Source organism: Anaerotignum sp., from assembly GCF_040307045.1.
Lineage (GTDB): Bacteria > Bacillota > Clostridia > Lachnospirales > Anaerotignaceae > Chakrabartyella.
Window position 1 is genome coordinate 39,388 of record NZ_JAWRKF010000004.1, and the last position, 15,035, is coordinate 54,422.

11 protein-coding genes are annotated in these 15,035 nt (G+C 39.0%); 3 read left to right on the forward strand and 8 right to left on the reverse strand.

Features of this window, described 5'->3' with window-relative positions; genetic code table 11:
* Position 1: 1 nt before the first annotated feature.
* The 4 genes from ABVZ64_RS02365 to ABVZ64_RS02380 form a co-directional block, all read right to left on the reverse strand.
* Positions 2 to 487 carry a DUF4330 domain-containing protein gene (locus tag ABVZ64_RS02365; RefSeq protein WP_352399459.1) on the reverse strand — a complete coding sequence of 162 codons (486 nt, stop codon included), beginning with the start codon at positions 485 to 487 and terminating at the stop codon, positions 2 to 4.
* On the reverse strand, positions 484 to 1,596 hold the full coding sequence (locus ABVZ64_RS02370; protein ID WP_352399460.1) for a glycosyltransferase: 1,113 nt from the start codon (positions 1,594 to 1,596) through the stop codon (positions 484 to 486). Before ABVZ64_RS02370 ends, ABVZ64_RS02365 begins: the two co-directional genes overlap by 4 nt.
* Positions 1,578 to 4,727 carry a murein biosynthesis integral membrane protein MurJ gene (gene murJ, locus ABVZ64_RS02375; RefSeq protein WP_352399461.1) on the reverse strand — a complete coding sequence of 1,050 codons (3,150 nt, stop codon included), beginning with the start codon at positions 4,725 to 4,727 and terminating at the stop codon, positions 1,578 to 1,580. The genes ABVZ64_RS02370 and murJ overlap by 19 nt, the downstream gene beginning before the upstream one ends.
* Positions 4,728 to 4,872: 145 nt before the next feature.
* A complete protein-coding gene (locus tag ABVZ64_RS02380) occupies positions 4,873 to 7,221 on the reverse strand; it encodes a phosphodiester glycosidase family protein (RefSeq protein WP_352399462.1) in 2,349 nt (782 codons plus the stop codon).
* A gap of 529 nt (positions 7,222 to 7,750) precedes the next feature.
* Between ABVZ64_RS02380 and ABVZ64_RS02385 the strand changes: the two genes are divergently transcribed.
* A complete protein-coding gene (locus ABVZ64_RS02385) occupies positions 7,751 to 8,377 on the forward strand; it encodes a LolA family protein (RefSeq protein ID WP_352399463.1) in 627 nt (208 codons plus the stop codon).
* Positions 8,378 to 8,489: 112 nt separating this feature from the next.
* Positions 8,490 to 8,858, forward strand: a complete 369-nt coding sequence (locus ABVZ64_RS02390) for a type II toxin-antitoxin system PemK/MazF family toxin (RefSeq protein WP_352399464.1) — start codon at positions 8,490 to 8,492, stop codon at positions 8,856 to 8,858.
* A gap of 121 nt (positions 8,859 to 8,979) precedes the next feature.
* Here the strand turns inward: ABVZ64_RS02390 and ABVZ64_RS02395 are convergent, their stop codons facing one another.
* The 4 genes from ABVZ64_RS02395 to ABVZ64_RS02410 all read right to left on the reverse strand — a co-directional run bounded on the left by ABVZ64_RS02395 (position 8,980) and on the right by ABVZ64_RS02410 (position 12,369).
* Positions 8,980 to 9,165 (reverse strand): hypothetical protein, encoded by a 186-nt coding sequence (locus ABVZ64_RS02395; protein ID WP_352399465.1) that lies wholly within the window; start codon positions 9,163 to 9,165, stop codon positions 8,980 to 8,982.
* A gap of 11 nt (positions 9,166 to 9,176) precedes the next feature.
* Complete coding sequence (udk, locus tag ABVZ64_RS02400) at positions 9,177 to 9,803, reverse strand: uridine kinase (RefSeq protein WP_352399466.1); 627 nt, start codon at positions 9,801 to 9,803, stop codon at positions 9,177 to 9,179.
* Between the two features lie 28 nt (positions 9,804 to 9,831).
* Positions 9,832 to 11,094, reverse strand: a complete 1,263-nt coding sequence (locus ABVZ64_RS02405) for an LCP family protein (RefSeq protein WP_352399467.1) — start codon at positions 11,092 to 11,094, stop codon at positions 9,832 to 9,834.
* Between the two features lie 93 nt (positions 11,095 to 11,187).
* Positions 11,188 to 12,369, reverse strand: coding sequence for an LCP family protein (locus tag ABVZ64_RS02410; protein WP_352399468.1), 1,182 nt, complete (start codon positions 12,367 to 12,369; stop codon positions 11,188 to 11,190).
* Between the two features lie 285 nt (positions 12,370 to 12,654).
* Here ABVZ64_RS02410 and ABVZ64_RS02415 point away from each other — a divergent pair, with 285 nt between their 5' ends.
* Positions 12,655 to 14,544, forward strand: a complete 1,890-nt coding sequence (locus ABVZ64_RS02415; protein ID WP_352399469.1) for an LTA synthase family protein — start codon at positions 12,655 to 12,657, stop codon at positions 14,542 to 14,544.
* Positions 14,545 to 15,035 lie beyond the last annotated feature (491 nt).

Below are 15,035 nucleotides of genomic sequence, written 5' to 3' on the forward strand. Positions count from 1 at the left end.
TTTATTCACCATCCCTTACTTCAACAATGATACCTTTAAAAGCGTACCCCTTGCCTTTTACGTTCAATTCCATACCAACCTTTACCGTTGTTCCCTCTACCGTAATGTCTTTTTCCGTTTCTGTTCCATTTCCTTCAATGGTCAAAAGCATATCGCTATATCCCTCTACAGGTAATTTCTGATAAGCACCTGTTTCCTTGCTAAATATAACCTCGGTATAAGGTTCTGAGGTCACCTCTTTTACCGCCCCTAAATATGCAGCGGTTGAGCTATTGAAAACTTTCTCACCAACAACAGGAGCCCCTACTGTCTCGTCCAAAACCTCTCGGCCCTGAACCACATAAGTATAGGTTTTTGTTGCCGAAACATCTTCTTGTCCACCGCCAATAAACAGTTTAAACCCAATGATCCCTGCCACAATCACCAGCAGAATTAAAATGATATCCACAATATTGAATACCCCAAATAGTTTTCTGTTTTTTTTCATTTTTTTTCCTCCAAATAGAGCCGTTCGATCCTTGACGTCATTTTCTGGGCACTAAAATGCTCCTTCGCCCAAGCCCTTGCCTTTATGGCCATCTTAAGATATTCCCCTTCATCAGCCAAAACCTCAAGCATACGCTCAGCCAATGCTTTCCAATCCCCCACAGGAGCCAGATATCCATTTTCTCCATGGCGGATCACCTCGTTCACCCCGCCGCTATCAGTGCCAACTGCGGGAATTCCCCCACTCATAGATTCAATTATTGATAGGCAAAGGGCCTCATGCTTTGATGTAATTACATTTAGGTCCAGTGCCGACTCAATTTTCTCAACATCCTTTACAAAACCCGTAAAGATAACATAATCCTTAATTCCCAAAGCACTTGCTCTTTCTTCCAAAGCCCCTCTCAGGCTACCATCTCCAACAATATAAAATTCAATGTCGTTGCGATGTTTCAAAACCTCTTGAGCAGCCAATAAGAAAGTGTCATGATCTTTAACCGCCTCCAGCCTAGCCACAATGCCAATTGCTTTTTTTAGTGGATCCCCACCATAGGATAATAAAATTTCATTTCTCATTTCTCCAGAAATGGGTTCAATTCCATTAACCCCATTATAGATGGTTACAATCTGCTTAGGGTCTGTTCCTCCTGCTACCATGCTATGCTTCACAGCCTTGCTGACAGCTATAATTGTGTCACTGTAATGCTTGTTAATCATCCTTCTGATAATTTTTTTTGGCAATGATCCTGGAGTGGACTCCATACAATGCTTTGTATTAAAAATTCGGCCAACCTTTGCTTTTTTTGCCGCCATTCTAGCAGTCAGGCTTGCATGGGTATGAACAATATCAGGTTTCTCTTCTTTGAACAATTTATAAAGAGCATCTTTAGCCTTTTTGTCAAAGGATTTGTCCTCCAAATCCTTCATGGGAATTACTGCAACATCTAAAGCGGCTACCTCGGGGTACAAAGCACTGTCCCTCGGTAACACAACCCATACATCAAATTGTTCACGATTATGATGCTCCAAATAATTTAAAAGCCACCTTCCTGCTCCGCCAATGTTTCGGTCAGTCAAAACGTGAAACACTTTTATTTTTCTCTCTGCCACTGCTTTTCACCCACTCTCACACTCGCCATACCAATGCCCATAAAGCACCAGAACAACAAAACAATACTATAATCAAACCATATATGGTCAGTCATACCTTGTAACAATAAACCTGCAAATCCACCAAAAAATGCGGCTAATAACATATGGAAACGCTTAGGTACTCTTTTCATACAACTATATAGTTTCTGGAAAAAGAAAATAAATAGCAGAATTAAAATCGAAAATCCAAAGAAGCCCAATTCTATAAACTCTTGAAGGAATAAATTATGCACATGATACGCATTGGCCGCCTCAAAAGAAAACAGAGGGTATACCTGGTTAAAGGCATCCACGCCAATTCCCGTAGCCCAATAATGATCAATCATGTCAAACCCTGCTTGATAAATTGATAATCGGTATTGAGATGATGAATCACTCATGGTGATGGAACTTGCCAGTCTACTCCAAAGTTCAGGAGGCAATACAAACGGCATGGATAGCACACCAGCTATTCCCAAAGGAATCAACCTGCGCTCTGCCAAAAGCACAAATAAACCTGCGGAAAACATTAAACCTAGCATTGCCCCTCTGGAGTTTGTAGCCACAAGCCCTAGGCATACAACGCCAAAGCATCCCAAATAGAAAATACGCCCAAACCAGTTACGTACTTTCCAGAGCATCCCTGCCGCCAAAGAACCAATAATAATTAAATACTCACCCAAAACATTGGGATTATTGAAGGTTGCGTAGGCACGAGTACGAATATTAAAACTCTCTGCATCTACCCAAGCCGCATCCATTTCAACCCCTACAACATACTGATACACTGCGTAAAGGGCAATCAAGACACCTGTTACGATTAATACAAAAAGGACAAAATCTAATTTTTCTTCCGTATCTATACAATCCTTAGCAACAAAAAACATAGACATAAATACTAAGAATATTGCCATAACCTGTAATGCCTTGGGAAAGTTATAGCTTGTAAAACTTCCGTAAATCAAGCAAATCCCAAAAATCCCAAGGAAAATGCTGACCAAACTTGTCCTTTGCCCACGAATACGTCCCATAAAAAGGTTAATTGCATAAATTCCTAATGTACCAAAGCAAAGCAAAGCCAAAAGCATCGTTGGTAAAATAGGAATGGCAAAAACTATGGCACATAGACACAAAATAATAAAATTGGGGTTGAAAATACGTAGCAAAAAGCTTTCAGACATAACTGTTGTAAAAGCATTTCTCTTTTCTTTTACGGCTTTTCCCGAAAATACAATTAGCCTATGCCAGGTTCTTGGAATAATACCATGCCAAGTTCCCAATGCTGCATCCCAGTCTTTGCGCAAAAGCAACAATATTCCACTGTGCAAAAATGCTTTCCCCACATTATCACAAATTTGACGATAACAATCATAGGTGAAGCTATTGGCCCATATACGGATCATCGCGGTAATAATTTTTTCTAAAACTCGAAAACAAAAGCTATCTTCTATCATCAAAGAGATTCCATGAAACATACGTATATATCCTCTCTGCTTTCTCTGCTTTCTCTCTTTTCTGCCTACTTGTCCGCTTTTCCCATTCTGAATGCCTCTGTTTTTCAGCCTTCCAATAAAAGCAAAAACCATCTGCCCTTCTTCCACGCCCAACACAAAGGCCATTAACATGTAGGAAATAACGCCCACACCTGTAGGAATCCCTAACAAGAGGATGCGTCCCACAATGCCTGCCCCCACTATTCCTTTCAAAAACCCGAAGCTTAGCAGTACTAACACCAGCATAACCCCTGCGCTCATCGCCATCTTGCCAAAGCTAATCATTAATTTTCGATCAACAATTTCAGGATAACGCTTAATAGCAGGCACCAAAAGCACTAAGGCAGAAACCAAAGAAGAAACAGCAGCCGCTAACGCCAAACCCCCAAGTCCCATTTGCTCAATTAACAGTGCACATAATATGGCGTTGGTTATTACCGAAATAACACCTGACAGAAAGGGAGTTCTACCATCCTGGTTGGCATAAAAAGCCCTGCTTAAAATAGTCTGAACGCCATATCCCATTACCCCTAAAGAAAAGAAGAATAGCGCAGTTGAAGTCAATAAAGTTGCATCCGCCCCAAAATCTCCTCTTTCATAAATAAGGGATACCAGGGGACGACTCAGTGCCATCATCCCCACCATCATGGGTATGAGTAAAAACATCATTGAACGTAATGTAATTTTAACCGTACTCCCAAATTCGGATTTATCTTCTTCACCAGAAATTCTTGATAACTTGGGAAATATCAAATTGGCAATGGCCAAAACAAAAATACCAACAATAATGGTATATAAATTATTTGCATATTCTAATGCAGCAACAGGCTGCTTTCCATCGGCAAGCTGAGAAGCAAATCGACAGTTAATCATAAAGTTAATCGGCTGCACCCAAGTGCTAATCATAACAGGCAACATTAACTTACCAATTTTCCTTAACCCTTCATCCCGAAAACGGAAATCCGGTCGATACCAATACCCCTTCTTTTGCAAAGAGGGAATTTGGATGAACGCCTGCATAGCCCAACCTATCAAAAAAGCCGCCGTTAGACCATAAATCCCAAATTTATCGTTAAAAAATACATAGTAAAAAATAATGATTGCGTTGGAAGCAACACTAATGGCCGCAGGAATGTTAAATTCGTCTAATGACTGCAAAATTCCTACAAAAGAAAAAGCAATTGCGGTAAATAAGATTGTTGGGAATAACATACGTGAAAGGGACGCACTTAACATTGCCGTATCCGCATCAAAGCCATTTGCAAACAACCAAACAAATTGTTCTGCAAAGACGATGCCAACAAGCATCATGATAAGGGTCACCATTGAGATAAGGGTAATAAATCGATTCGCAAGAGAAAAGGCCTCTTCTTTTCCCCTTTTTTGCAAATACTCATTAAAAATAGGAATAAAACTAGCTGAAATGGCCGAAGCAAAAACTGCATCGAAAAAAGTCCTGGGAATTCGGCTAGCGATCAAAAAGGCCGACGCTTCCATTCCTAAGCCATAATTTGCGGCAAGAAATTGGTCACGAACCAAACCAAGAACCTTTCCTACCAATGTGATAATCATCATAAAGCTGACAGCCTTCACTGCCTGATTGCCCTTTTGTGACATAATTGTTCTCCTGTCAAATACACTTCCTTTCAGGAAGCCAATTCTTTTGCAAACACACAAGATGGGTAGAGATTTATCTCCACCCACCTAATATTACCTTATTTTGCCCAAATTTACAATAAAACACTGTAATTTTAAAAGAATCTTATACCTTGGCTATCTCGTAGGAAACATCGTCACCGTTAATACGGAATTTTAACATGCTAAAGTTACCATTTACACTACCGTCTGTCTTCCAAAGGTTAGGAAGGTTGATATAGCGTACGCCATCCTTTATAGAAGTCCACTGTCCGGCACCACTACATGAAACAACAAAAACAGTTTTCCCTTGGTTAACATACTTTCCTAAAATACTACGGAAATATGCAGTTTCAGCAGAAGATGAAAAATCACCTGGTGTTTTATCCATGACAATAATGATTGTATCGTTATTTGTAGCATCTAAATCCCTTGTCAAGCTAGCATACTGAGAAGGGTCTGTTGCACGAATGCCACCTTTTGCCGCAGTTACCATTGCAAGGCTTGTGCCTCCTCTGTTTAAGAATCGGTAACCACCAGTCCAGCTAAGGGTATCTATAGTTGGTGCTGTTTTAATATCACTCTTACCACCATAAATTGCAACTTCTGCGTTGGAATCCACAGCATTTCTAACCTTAGTTCTCACATCCACATAGGTGTTTTCATCAATTTTTGCTCCACCGCTATATGCAACCGTACCAATCATATTCAGGTAGTAAGCACCATCGTTGGCTTTTGCAACCTTCTTTTGCAAGGGGTCTGCCGCAGAAGTTGCCTGAGGCGTACTGACAGTTTTGTTGTCACCCACTGTAACTTTAATATAAGCAGTTTGCCCATCTCTGCTACATTTAATATAGGTTGAACCAGCTTTTGCAGCAGTAAATGCATTGCCATTCATTGTGCCAACAGAAGGGTCTGCCACTTCGTATTTGGTAGTAGAAGAAACCCAATGGCTAAAACCATCTGTATCCACCACCTGCATGGCGATTTTTGATGTTTCACCTGCTTTGTTCAACTTAATGTCTGCCGAAGGTTTTAATCTGCTTGTAACCCCGGACACTATGCCAGTTGTTGAAGCACCCAGTCCATTATAGGTAGCTGTTACGGCAAAGGTGCCGCTTTCAGAGGGTGTAAAGTCATATCCATTCCATGTGCCCTTTACACCAATGGCCTGAAGATTCACTTCACTAGCTGGAACTTCAATACGATTGTAATATTCATCTAAGCCATACACTTTGAATGTAAGGGTTTTATTAGGAACAGTACGAGTCAGTGAGGGAGATATTGCAATCTGTTCAATCTCACCTGTTTCTGCAGTTTGGAATATGCCTACGGCATTCATAATTTTTCTTTCAGAACCTTCAGAAACTGTATTCTTTACTGTTGGCTGAGTATCTTCCACCGTCTGAACCACCATCGTTGAGGATCCGCCGCCATCTAAATGCATGGCATCATATGCGCCATATTCTCTCATATAATTGGCCATTTCACTATGGGTTGCACCAATGCTATCTCCTCGCCCATCCACAACCATAAAAATAGCTGTATCTCCATCTTGAGAGACACCAAAAGCTGTTCTTGGCTGACGGCCTGTGGCCACAATAGATGTTGCAGGCGCCTCTGTTCCTTGAATCAGAAGCTTACCACCCCCACCAAAACCAATTTCCATATCATCCAAATCAATAGAAGTGTTTACATTTAAAGTAATTGTGTCCCCAATCTGAAAAAAACCAGCAGCATTGGTGCGATAGTCTTTGCTCATAACAATCAAATACCCATCCTCTGGCACCTCTACAGTTTCGCCTGGTTGTGTAATGTAAGTAATTTCATCATCCTCCACCACAAACTTAACAAGTCCATCAAAACGCTTATCTATAGCAGCCGTATTGTCTGCCGCTTGTCTGTCAAAATAAATTGGGAACACCATAGATGTTACTTTGTTAATGGATGCAAGTTCAATTGCCTTTTGATCATTGGCAAAGATTGCAGTCATTTTAAAGTAATCAAAGAAAGGATTGTTATCCTCATCCATAAAAAAGGATGCATATTGATTTTCATCATGATTGATTGATGTTCCTGCAGAAACTAACTCTCCGTCGTTCAAAACAGGGCCAAAAGATGCAGAATAGCTACCTGTAAGCCCAAAAAAGTCTGCGTTTACCCCGGCAATCGCTCCATTATCCGTGAGAATTTTCTTTGCTGTTTCTTTCAGACCATACTCAACAGTGCTTTCTACCGCCTTAAATTCCAGAGTGCTTTCTGTCAAATCCACCTTTAACACATGAAGATTTTGAATCCCTGCATCCGTCATTCGGCTACTTTTTTCGTATACAACCCCTCTTGTTACAGCCTGCTCAGTTTTCTGGTTATAATATGTAGTAGCGCCAAAGGCCCCAGTTGAAGGCACAGAAACCGCCAACACAGTTGCCAAAAATACGCCCATGAATCTCTTTAATCCACCCAAACGATATTTCATTTACCCGATCTCCTTTATTCTAAATTCTACTCTTTTTAGACGCACCTTCTTGGATTATGTTCCCATTACTTATTAGGTTTTTTGCCAAAAAAGACGTAATATACCAACTTTCGACTTTCATATTATCATTTTTTTTAGTAGATTTCTGCTTTATTTAAAAATCTTAATTTTTCTGTAATAATTTATCGCCTATATATTACCAATAAAATTTATTTCAGTTGTTCATTGCAATTCAGTTCTGTTGCGCAGTACAACCTTCAAAAAATTTTATGCTAATATTCACAAGAGAAAGGAATGTCCAGCATTTTTATTATCTCCCCCATAAAAGCCATAAAGCCCATGTTAAAGCACAGTATATTAAAGCTTTATATGTCTTGTCTTTGTTTTAAAAAATTTCAGTAAGTATTCATATGCCCTTGCCTTATTTAGGAATCTTTAAAGTATAGAATATCCCATTCACAAATCCTTCTTTCATACACTTTTTGTCCCTTTCATAAAATGATACTGATTTATAAAAGGAGGTTTTATTATGAAAAAAGCAGTGTCAATTTGTCTTAGTCTGCTACTTCTTTTGGGCGTTAGCGGCTGCACAAAGGAGGAACCACTATCAGAACTGGAGACAATCCAAAAGCAATTAACAGAAATGGAGGGCTACTACTGTACCGCTACCCTCACTCGCACGTCCAACAAAGGGGAAACTGTGTATGGCACCAAGCAATACGCCAAGTCTACAGGAGAATACCGTCTAGAGCTCACTTCACCCGAAAGTGTAGCCGGAAACTATACGATATTCGATGGAAAACAAATTTGCCAATATAACCCTCGTCTTGATAGCAGGCTAATCAAAGACGTCCCCGAGTCACAACACCGTAATGAATTATTTTTAGGGCAATTTATTAAAAATTATATGCAATCAGAAGGCGTTGGTGTTGAGGCAGCAGCCTTGGATGAGTCTGAATGCATCGTAATGGAAGCCGTTATTCCCGGCTCTGATAGCACCTTAGCCTCCGAAAAGCTGTGGGTAGACAGAGGTACTTTCTTACCAAAAAGATTCGTAGTATATGACTCTAACGGGCAAGAGCGCTATCGTATGGATTATGAAGAATTTATATATAATCCTGATTTCGAAGAAGAACTTTTCCAAATTAAAGAATAAAGGCTCTCTTTCGTGGCAATAATGTTAGCAGTCAGGACAGAAGCCAAATTTTAACATTACATATATTTTATGCCGCTACTGCCTGATGAATTTTCCAGCGGAGCGTGAGCCTATGATCGTTAGAAGAGGAGATATATATTTTGCAGATTTAAGCCCTGTTGTGGGCAGTGAACAAGGGGGAATACGCCCCGTATTAATCATTCAAAACGATGTAGGCAATAAGTATAGCCCCACTATCATTTGTGCGGCCATTACATCGCAGATGAACAAAGCAAAGCTACCAACACATATTCCCTTGTCTGCCGCGGAGTACGCATTACCTAAAGATTCTGTTATTCTTTTAGAGCAAATTCGAACCATTGATAAACAAAGATTAAAAGAAAAAGTATGTCGTTTAGATGTAGGAATGATGCAACGAGTTGATCAAAGTCTGCTGATTAGCCTAGGCCTACAGCCAGCTTTGCAACAAAAAGGGTCTTAATAAATTTTAGATAAAATGATGGGTGACTTCAACTATATGAAGTCACCCAATCTTATTCACATAAATCCACATTTCTGCATACATTGCCTTGGATTCATTCTTATTCGTATTTTATTTGTTGTTATTTTTTTCTTCCCAAAGAAGCCATAAACAGCCAAATAAAATAAAGCACGATAAACACTACTGTGAATACCATCACGCTTTTTATCATGATAGGCTGTCCCATTATAAAAAGAGTCCCATGGTACAGTAAGCTGCAAAGAATACCAGTACCTATTGCTTTTTTAACCATATCTAACCAACTCATCTCTGATCTCCTTAAACTTTTGTACCACAAACATGGTTATGAACCCTTTGAATCAGAATATCCAGGGCAACCACGTTGTTTCCGCCTTCTAACACAATAATATCCGAGGCACGTTTGCTAGGCTCCACAAACTGCTCATGCATAGGCTTTACTGTTGTAAGGTACTGATTTACCACTGACTCTAAACTTCTTCCTCTTGCCTGAACATCCCTTAAAATGCGGCGTAAAATCCTTACATCCGCATCAGTATCAACAAAAATTTTAATGTCCATCAAGTTTCGTAAATTTTCGTTCTGGAAAATCAAAATCCCCTCTACTACAATTACCTTTGTAGGAAGGACCACCATTGTCGTATTTGAACGGTTGTGTACAGTAAAATCATAAATCGGACTTTCAATAGCAAGACCTTGTCTTAACATTTGAATATGTTCAATCATTAAATCTGTATCAAATGCATCAGGATGATCGTAATTCAAAAGGCAACGCTCTTCATAGGTCATTTCGTCATGCCTCTTATAATAATTGTCATGGTATACAACGGTAACATCATCACCAAATCGTTCTTTTAACCTGTTCGTTAACGTCGTTTTGCCGCTACCTGTACCACCAGCGATACCTATGATTATAATATCATCCATTCCACTGCGCCTCCCTCTTCAATCTTCCCTACTGTTCTTTCGTACCCAAGATAATACGAATTTCCACATTACTACCAATTTCATTTGGTGCAACTTCAACTTTGGCATCCTTAAAGAATGAAATTAAATCTGAGCCAAGTCCTTCACTTTTCACCTGAATTCTTGTGTAGGTATTCTGCTGCCCACTATAATTGGTGGGTGATGCAACGCGGTAGCCTGCATCCTCAAGTTTTTTAGTATATTCTGCTGCCAATCCAGTTACATTACCACCGTTTGAAACTTCAATCATAAGGGATTTGCTGTCGGTGGCTGTAGCACCATTTGCAGTAGGGGCAACACTGTAAAAAATGCGGTCGACCATTTCTCTGGTAGCCTCTACATCATGAATAAAATAGGACACACCGCCAACATACTGTCCAACTCCAGGCAAAGTTTCCATAGAGATTTTGCTCATATCAACTTTATCTACATAATTTACATATTTCATTGCATCAGCCATAGAAACATCAGTTTCAACGTATTTGTAGACAACCTTAATCAAGTCAGGAAGGTTTTTTAATATGGTTTCTGTGCTTAACACTTTTTCTGCCAAAGCCTTTAAGAAAATCTGTTGAACCTCAATTCGCCCTACATCGCCTTCGACATATCTACGGAAACGAACCAGCTGTTCCGCCTTTTCTCCATCCAAATGCTGCTGACCTTCTTTTAGGTTGATCAGGGGATCCCCGGTATCTCTCATGTCCCAATACATATCCTGTGGAACATACATATCCACGCCGCCAATGGCATCAACAATAGCTCGGAATGCTTCCAAATCAATTTTTACATAATGATCTATTTTAATACCTAGAATGTCCTCAATTTGTAAGACAGCGTTCTTACATCCAATTTTATCCCCACTGTATGCATGAACCGCATTGAGCTTTGTTACTTGGCTATAAGAGCGCCCCTCCGCCTTTATATTTGCTTTCACTTCATCTGTTAGAGACACTCTTGTATCTCTTGGTAATGAAACTAAGCTAATGCTTTTAGTAGCGCTATCGTAATGGACAACAAAAATAACATCCGTTCTAGTTCCGTCTTTGTCCACACCAAAAACAGCAACATTCATTTTTATATTTCTTTTTAATAGTGCATCCAAAAAACTGGTATCCGATGCATTATTACTTTCAATACTATCATTTGCAAAAGGTACATTTCCCGTAATTTTGTAATATGCAAAACAAGCACCGCCAGCTAGTATTACAAATGCTAAAACAATGGTACAAACAATCTTCAAAAACATCTTCATGGGATGAAACCCCTTTTTCCTTTGAGTCGTTCTTTCCGTATGTCTTGCAGGCTTTCTTTGTTTTCCGCTCATCTTCTCACCCATCTGTCGTTATTATTCTGCCATATTTTGCACCGTTTCTACAGGTTCAATACCATAAATCAAACGGTCAATCAAAGCTTTTGTTCCATCTTTGTCCATATCAAAGTATGCACCACCCTCACCAGGAATAGTAGCCGTGGTCATATTTTGGGGATTAATATCCTTTAAATACTTCACATACTTCAGCGCTTCCGAAAGGGTAATATTACTTTCTGTCTTATCTAGTGCAACTTCAATCAAACGATTCATATTTTTCAAAATGGATTCAGTGCTACAAACCTTTGCCAAAAATGCTCGCATAAAGTCCTGCTGTACTTGAATTCGCTTTAAGTCCTTTTGCGCATATCCTTCTCTAAATCGAACCAGTTGTTCCGCTTTATCCCCATTCAGATGCTGATATCCAGGTTGAAGGTCGATATAAAGATCCTGATATGGATCAACATAATATAGCCTGTCCTGCACTTCCATGTCAACTCCGCCAATGGCATCAACAATATCACGGAACGCAGATAAATCCACCTTGATATAATAATCCATTTTAATCCCTAAAATCTCCTCTAACATCATGACTGAAAATGTACTGCGTTTACCTTCTCCAGCATATGCGTGTACCTCAGTAAGTTTGCATTGGCCATAAACCCCATTTCTCTCAGGTACTGTACGGCCGTTTTTCTCCAAATAAGAAGTCATTTCATTTGTCATTGTTACCCTTGTATCTCTTGGCACCGCAATTAAGCTCAGAGCTTTCGTCGTTGTATTAAAACTAGCAACCATACTTACATCCGCCCGAAACCCATCTTCATCCGTACCAAAAATAGCTAGATTTATTATTTCATCTTCAATTTGTTCTGGGGTAGATGCAGTTACATTAAAGGCAGGGGTTTCTGCTTTCCCCTCCCATTTTTGCAAAGCTACATATAACTTTGATCCCCCATAAGCCGCCCCCAATAATAAGAGAATTCCCAGAATCAAAAAAACTCCTTGCGCTCTTCTTCTTTGAGCTAATCGCCTACGCCTTTGGGTTCTTTTTCCTTGGGCTGCCCGTGGTGGCACCTCTCGATATTCATTTGGAGTGGGTCTTTGTTTGGTTGATTGCCGACTACTACGTATCTGTTGGCGGCGTGCCGCCTCTCTATTTACGCGTATCTCATCACGTCTATCTCTATAATCGTGATCTACTCTTCTTCTGCGCATCTTTCGTTTCTCCTCAAAAGTCAGCTTCACTGACACTTTTACAATTTTATTATTATACCAAAACAAGCAAAAACTGACAACAAAAAATAGGCTCTTTTCAAAAATACTGTTAATTTCGAGTCGGTATTTCATTATTTTTAGAGTTTCGTTTTCATTATACATGATTTACCTAAGGAAAAATCTACAATTTTCTTAATTATCACGGAACCTTAATTTTACCTTTTCTTTACTTTTTTTAAAAAAACTCGTATAATGCAAGCATCAAATTTTTTTGGAGGTACTATTATGCCACAACCAATTCTAACAAAAAAAGAACACTCTTGGGTTAGCTTCCTAAAAAAACATAGCCAATGGTTAATTTTTGCCATTACGTCTATTGTGATAACAGGGTTGGTTTTCTTAATCACCTCTGAGCATCTATACTTACTATCACTTAATATTTTAAAAAATCCAACCTTACTGCTTTTAAACATTCTTCCTGTTTTCCTTTTTATCAGCCTTGCATACTTTTTATCGGGAAGAACAGCGTTTTCCGTCACCCTAACCTCTGCCGTCTTTATCCTTTTTGCAATCGTTGATAAAGTTAAGATTACCATGCGACAAGAGCCTCTGCTCCCAGCCGATCTAACTTTATTCAAAGAGGCAGTCACAATCGTAAAGACCTTTCCGCCTTTTCAGCTGTTTCTCATAGTGTTTCTTCTAATTACTCTGTTGGTAGCGTTGTTTTTAACTTTCCGCTTTGCAAAAAAAGAAAGGCTCAATTGGCAAACACGAATATTGGGTTTTATCATTTTTGTTGCCGTTGGTTATATCTCCAATGCCTTTTGGTATGCCGATAAAGAATTATATGGTAAATATCCCACAATTGAAAATCCCTATTTTGAAGTAAATCAGTACAACTCAAAAGGTCTCATCTATTCATTTTGCCATCAATTTAATATCACAAGGATTACCCCTCCTGAAGGATATGATAAATCAACCTTTGATGAAATTGAGGACGGATATGCTATTTCACCCATGAAAAATACACCTAATATCATAATGATTATGGGCGAAGCCTTTTCCGATTTAAGCAATAATCCCAATCTGGATTTTTCAAACTATCAGGATCCTCTAAAAAACTTTAAGGAAATGGCCGCAAGCGAAAATGCCGTAAGCGGAAAAATTGTAGTTCCAAACTTTGGTGGTGGTACATCTAATACCGAATACGACGTATTAACAGCTTGCCCCACCAGATATTTAAACAATCCACTGCCATCCTATAATTTTATTCGTCAGCCCTTTGATGCACTGCCTCGAAGATTGGCTCAAATCGGATATGACACACAAGCAATACATCCAGGATATCAATGGTTTTATAATCGGCAAAATGTCTACCCTAACCTGGGCTTTGAAACTTGTTATTTCTTAGAAGACTCCTTCGACCTTACGACCCAAGGCATAGGTGGCTACATTAACGAAACCGCAACAATGGATATGATTCTCAGTACATTAGACAATCATCTAAAGACAAAGGTAAACCCTCTGTTCTCTTTCACCGTAACCATTCAAAACCACGGACCTTATGAAAATAGATTTGGCAAACAGATAAAAAATTTTGACACAGATGTCCCCTTGTCTGATACAGAGAGAGATCTGCTAACCCAGTATTTTAAAGGAATGAGCGATGCCGATAACGAATTAGCACGCCTACGAGACTACGCCGCAGCAAGCAGCGAACCAATTGTAATTGTTTATTTCGGAGATCACTTACCTGGTTTTTCCAATGGTATGGATTTTTTCCATATCCTAGACTACCCTATTGATGCCAACGGCACATTGGAGGAACGCCTTGCTTTATATGAAACACCTTTTCTTATTTGGCAAAACGATGCCGCAAAAAAACAATGTGATTTCACCGAAACAGCTAAGGGGGCCAATTTACCGGATAGTGGCATTATCAATGCCCATTACCTCGGTGCACTCCTAACACAACTTCTGGGGATGGATGGTCTATCCCCAATGTATGATTACGTTAACGTGGTTCGTAAAGTTCTTCCCGTTAGCACCAATACGATCTTCGTAGATGATGCAGGAATTTACACAGATACACCTAATGTTGAACAAAGTGAAAAAATTCAGAAACTTAGAAATTGGCAGTATTACAAGCTTTTCGATCAAGTTATTATTAAATGACAAATTATTTTATTTCATTACGGGAGAATTCCCGTCATTTTTTTCATTAAATGAAATATTTTTTACTATCAATATTTTATAAATTTCGTCAAACTCTCCTCACAAAAATACAATAATTTACATATTCTGCAGAAAATTAAAAAAAATATTCAGAAATATTTTTGCTTATTCACCTTCTTTTATTTTATTTTTTATATAAATTCCTTTGACTTTATAAGCTTTTCTCCATTTTGAACAATATAACGTACAAAAAAGTTAATGCTATTTTTATTTTTTTATTGAAATTGATTAATAATTCATGTAAAATAAAAGCGATCCATCACATCTGGAGTTTGTGGAAATTGTATGAGTATGTTTCGCGTCACTAGCATTATCGCAAAGTTACATCAATGCAATTTAGCATGGAGGGAGGGGCTTAAGGTGTAGCATTTTATCGCCAAATGAAACTTTAGTTGGCGAAATAGTTGCTGGATGGGTTTGACTTTTGGTCA